We start from the raw sequence: 4,855 nt of genomic DNA, 5'->3' as shown, positions 1-4,855 counted from the left end.
TCTTCTGGTAGGCCATCCCGGCCTCCTCGGCCACCGCCCGGGTGATGTCGTCCTCCGACAGCAGGCGCCCGCTGCCGTCGGGGATCAGCAGGTTGAAGGAGGAGATGATCTCGGCCGGGGTGATCAGGTTGGCCGCCTGCTGGTAGCGCCGCCCGGAGTTGGACTCCTGGTACTTCTGGAGTTTAGCCCGCTGGGCTCCTCCCTTGATCAGGATGTCCTTGTACTGGTCCTGGGTGATCCGGCCCTTCTTGAGAAGGACCTCGGCCACGTTCTCCACGGTAAGATGGGTTGGTCGTTTCATTGATGGATGGTGATTGATTGCAGGTTGGAAATGGACGATTTATTATCGCAGATGGTGGGTAAAAATGCAAGGGGAGAAATGAAGAAGCCCTCCCGATGGGGAGGGCATGCAACGTTACGGCTCTGCGGGGGCGCAAAGCAACGTACACAGAAGCCGATGGTTAGCCCATTCTTGCCTCTGTCATTGCTATTCCCTCGTAAAGTATCGGCGTAATCGTGCGATCAATGCTCGTCTGTTCTTGGCCTTCAACTCATGTTCCCATATCCGAAGAACTCGCCAACCTTTGCTCCTGAGGACTCTGTTAACCTCCCTGTCACGCGCTCGATTTGACTGAAGCTTATCTCTCCAGAAGCGTGCATTGTTCTTGGGCCACGTTTGATGTTGAGGACAACAGTGCCAGAAACATCCATCAACAAACACTACAAGGCGTTGCTGACGGAATACAAAATCCGGACGCCCGAACAGAGGTTGGTTGCGACGCCATCCCTTAATGCCCAGTTCAAGAAAAACCCTTATGAGAGCCAGCTCTGTACACTTGTTTCGACCGCTTCTAATTTGCGACATCACCTCAGAACGCTTGGTCTGGGGAAATACATCCGCCATGATCTGCTCACAAAGATCGCAGATTGGCGGCATCCAGCGGTCGAAATTCAGCTTTTGGAACACGAACCACGCTGCTCAGCCCACCTATCATGCTTGTTCCGCCGCCCTGCTGAATCCAAGAAGCGTACTGCGCAAGATGTTCGTACGTGATAAACCACCAAGAAACAAGATTTCGATCCTCCACCGTGTCTATTTCACGCACGATGAATATGGAATGCAGGTTGCCTCTCTTGGCCGCATAGTAGGAGAGTTTCACAAACGGTCCCAAGTCTAGCCCGAAAAACTCTCCAAGAGCCCGGTCCTGTGCCGAGGTCTTTTCCTTGATTTCCAATGGGTATGTGAATTGTTGCCCCCAAAATATTCCATCCACATCAGACATTTCAGCCATAAAGGAGTTCTGGAACGCAATGCGTATGCTTTCTTTAGAGAATTCCTCCGCGACTGCATGCTCGGGTATCGCCGTGGTATCCGTGTGGTAATGTAGGAAGTTATACCTTCGCCCTCTTTGGCGAAATGCTCCGGAAAGACATGCCGGAAACTGCATGTAGGGTTGATCGGATGGAAGTCCTAGTTGTTTCGCATACCATACTACCCCATCTGTGTCGTTGTGCTCCGGGACTGAGGCCGCACAGAAATATGCAGATATACCCGTCTGATGAAAAGTAGCGCAAATCGTGTGGAGTCCATGTGCAGGTGCGGGAAAGTCTCGATCAGCGGGATAATCAGACTCGGGCGCAATAACCTCCGGAAAGAAGACCACGGTGCGATGGCCAAACTCTCCCGGCCCCTCTTTTCTTGCGATCCAGCCACCGGGTGAAATACGATCCCCAAATCCCAATCCGGTCAGGTGTTGGCGTAGATCTACCTCCGCGAGCAGACCGTTGATCTTGTTTCGGTTCATGCTGGAGATACTACGTGACAAAAACCTCCGCATTGAATCTATGGACAAGGCGCTCATGATTTCTTCCTCGGTATCTTGTAAAGCAGTTTGCGCTTCGTTCTGGCGGTCGTTGGCGAGGCAACAACTCCAGTACCTTCTGCCGTTTTCAGCACCAAATCAGGACGATATGTGAGAGGACGTCGGAGAGAAGCGACAACCTCTCGGGCGACCAACTCGACGACAGGAACGACAACAGAGTTTCCAAACTGACGGTAGGCCTGAGTATCCGACACGGGAATCTTGAAATCCTCCGGGAAGCCCATAAGGCGGCAACATTCTCTCGGTGTAAGACGCCTTGGATTCGAGCCAGTCCCTTGTGATATCAGAATCTCCGACCCGTCTTTGTGATATCGGGCGCTCAATGTGCGGGCGACCTGACTTCTATCCACTAGCCCGAAGCCAAATCCGTTTCCGGCAGCCTTATGCTTTTTGGCGTAGTTTTGCAGGTATGTCCAAAGATGGTCAGTCAGCGTATACTTGCATGGAACTGTACTATCGAGAATAGAATCCAGCAAAGGCCCCTGCGTTGGCATCTCGGGGAATTCAAAGTGCCGCGGTTCTCGAAAGCCGACTATGAAAATGCGTTCCCTGTGCTGGGGGACCAACGCCTTGGCGTCGATCACGCGATGATGAACATGATATCCCAATGCTTCCGTTAAAGTGTTGTAGATGATCTCAAAGGTCCTGCCCTTATCATGGCTCTTTAAGTTCTTCACGTTTTCAAGGACGAATGCAGCGGGCTTGTGATACTCAATGATGTTGGCGAGTTCAAAGAACAAGTTTCCTTGCTTCTCATCCTCAAATCCGTGCTTCCTTCCGAGGCTGAGTTTCTTGGATACACCAGCTATGCTGAATGGCTGGCAGGGAAAGCCGGCGCAAAGAATATCGAACGCTGGGATATCCGCCACGGCGACGGCATGAATATCTCCATGCGGCCGCTCCCCAAAATTCGCCTCGTAAGTCATCTGTGAATTCTTGTCCCAGTCACAGGACCATACACAGGTTGCGCCTGCTCGCTCGAAGGCGATCCTGAACCCGCCGATACCGCAGAACAGGTCCACGAAGCGTGGCGGCTCGTGGCGTGTCAGATAGCCAGAGGTGTCTTCTAGGACGCAATCATTGGTATGTCTGCGTTTGGCTTTTGGCTTTGTCTTGGTGTTCTTCATAAATCTGTCAGGTTAACAGCTAATTTTATGCTTCAACTGATACAACAATAAATTTGATATTATTATACTGCATCGTTGTAATGAATTGCAAACCCTCACCCCTGCTACGGCTTTTTTTCCCCCTCCTCCAACACCGGGCGGTAGTCCCAATCCCGCACCCCCTGGAGCACCCGGTCGATATCCTGGGTGGGCACCTTCAGTATCTGCAGGGCCACCGCCCCCAGCCGCAGGCTGGCCTCTATGGTCTCGGGATAGGCATGGACCGCCCCGGCCTTCAGCAAAATCCGGCTGGATTCCAGGTCCTTGGCCCGGGCCACCACCGGCACCTGGGGGCACATGGCCCGGAGGTGGGAGACCGCGGCCAGGGCGGCCTGGGGCCGGTCGACCGTAATCACCACCAGCGCGGCCCGTTCCACGTGCACGGCCGACAACAGGCCCGGGTCCGAGATGTCACCAAAGGCCACCTTAAAGCCGTCGGCCATCCCCTGGGCCACCCGCCGGGGGTCGGTGTCGAACACCACGAACGGGACCTGGTTGAAATCCAGCAGCACCGCGATGGTATGCCCCACCCGGCCGTAGCCGCCGATGATTACCTGCCGGTCCGAATCCGCCGGCAGTTCGGGCGGTTCCGCCCCCCGGGGTCTTTCCTTGGACATCCGGACGGCCAGGCCCCGGTTGAAGCGGATGGCGACCGCCCCCCCCGCCATCGACAGCAACACCGAGGCGATGGCTATCTGCCCCAGCCCCTGGCTGATGATTCCGTTGTCAAGGGCGATGGCCGCCAGGGCCAGCCCGAACTCGCCCCCCACCCCCAACAGCAGGCCGGTGCGCCAGGCCACCTGGGACTCGGTGCCGATCATCCGCACCATGGCGGTTACCAACAATGTCTTGCTGGCCAGGATCAGCAGCGCCCCCAGTACCGCCCAATGCCAGATCGGCAGGATGGCCGCCGGATCGAAGCGCATGCCGATGCCAATGAAGAACAACCCCATCAGCACATCGCGGAAGGGACGGATGCTAGATTCCACCTGGTGCCGGAACTCGGTTTCCCCCAGCATCATTCCGGCCAGGAAACTGCCGAAGGCCAGGGACAGCCCCAGGCTGTTGGTTATCCAGGCCGCTAGCAGGACTACCAGCAGCACCGCCAGGGTGAGTATCTCCAACGACCGATGCCGGGTTACCAGGTGGAACAGGGGCCGCAGCAGCCAGCGCCCGGCAAAGAACACCAAGCCGAAGGCTGTCACCGCCTTGGCCAGCGCCAGCCCCAGGGTTCCGGCCAGGCTGCCGGGGGCCAGGGATGCCCCCAGGGCCGGGATCACCACCAGGAAGGGCACGGCGGTCACGTCCTGAAAGACGGACAGGGCCAGGCCCAATCTGCCGTGCCGGGTGTTTTCCTCGCCCTGTTCGGCCAGCAGGCTGGCGATTATGCTGGTCGAGGACTGGGCAAAGGCGGCGCCAAAGATGAAGGCGGCTACGGCCGGCAGGCCGGCCAGCCAGGCGATGGCCCCGACCAGGCAGGTGGTGAGCAGGACCTGCCCGGTCCCCAGGCCCAGGATCTGATGCCTCATGGACCGGATGGTCGGCAGGGAGAAGTTCAGCCCGATGGTGAAAAGCAGAAAGACCACCCCGAATTCGGCCAATGTCGCGAACTCGGGAACCGAGACGGTGGGGCCCATGGTATGCGGACCCAAAATGACGCCCACCAGCAGATAGCCCAGGCTGGTGGGCACACGCAGGCGCTGGAAGGAGACCACCACGGATATGGCCACCGCCAGCAGCAGCAGGATCTGGGCCAAATGCTCCATCAGGCCCCGTTATCCGGTTGCTTCCGGCTAATCACGATTT

General features: G+C 57.0%; 5 protein-coding genes. All 5 read right to left on the bottom strand.

What is annotated here, in order from left to right:
* A partial coding sequence (locus tag E0765_RS00540) for a hypothetical protein (protein WP_223175657.1) occupies window positions 1–301 on the bottom strand: 301 nt, incomplete at its 3' end.
* Between the two features lie 186 nt (window positions 302–487).
* On the bottom strand, window positions 488–904 hold the full coding sequence (locus E0765_RS12825) for a very short patch repair endonuclease (protein ID WP_132811269.1): 417 nt from the start codon (window positions 902–904) through the stop codon (window positions 488–490).
* Window positions 905–911: 7 nt separating this feature from the next.
* The gene (locus tag E0765_RS00530) at window positions 912–1,862 is read right to left on the bottom strand and encodes a hypothetical protein (RefSeq protein WP_132811268.1); all 951 of its coding nucleotides are present in this window, start codon (window positions 1,860–1,862) and stop codon (window positions 912–914) included.
* Window positions 1,859–3,010, bottom strand: a complete 1,152-nt coding sequence (gene dcm / locus E0765_RS00525) for a DNA (cytosine-5-)-methyltransferase (RefSeq protein ID WP_132811267.1) — start codon at window positions 3,008–3,010, stop codon at window positions 1,859–1,861. Before dcm ends, E0765_RS00530 begins: the two co-directional genes overlap by 4 nt.
* Window positions 3,011–3,114: 104 nt before the next feature.
* Window positions 3,115–4,815, bottom strand: coding sequence for a cation:proton antiporter (locus E0765_RS00520; protein WP_188109904.1), 1,701 nt, complete (start codon window positions 4,813–4,815; stop codon window positions 3,115–3,117).
* Window positions 4,816–4,855: the final 40 nt, after the last annotated feature.

Source organism: Sulfuricurvum sp. IAE1 (assembly GCF_004347735.1).
GTDB lineage: Bacteria > Campylobacterota > Campylobacteria > Campylobacterales > Sulfurimonadaceae > Sulfuricurvum.
This window is presented reverse-complemented; position numbering and strand designations above follow the sequence as displayed.

Bases quoted from the DNA above. Each gene is read 5' to 3' on its own strand.
- dcm (WP_132811267.1), bottom strand. From the start codon at position 3,010: ATGAAGAACACCAAGACAAAGCCAAAAGCCAAACGCAGACATACCAAT.
- E0765_RS00520 (WP_188109904.1), bottom strand. From the start codon at position 4,815: ATGGAGCATTTGGCCCAGATCCTGCTGCTGCTGGCGGTGGCCATATCC.
- E0765_RS00530 (WP_132811268.1), bottom strand. From the start codon at position 1,862: ATGAGCGCCTTGTCCATAGATTCAATGCGGAGGTTTTTGTCACGTAGT.
- E0765_RS12825 (WP_132811269.1), bottom strand. From the start codon at position 904: ATGGCGGATGTATTTCCCCAGACCAAGCGTTCTGAGGTGATGTCGCAA.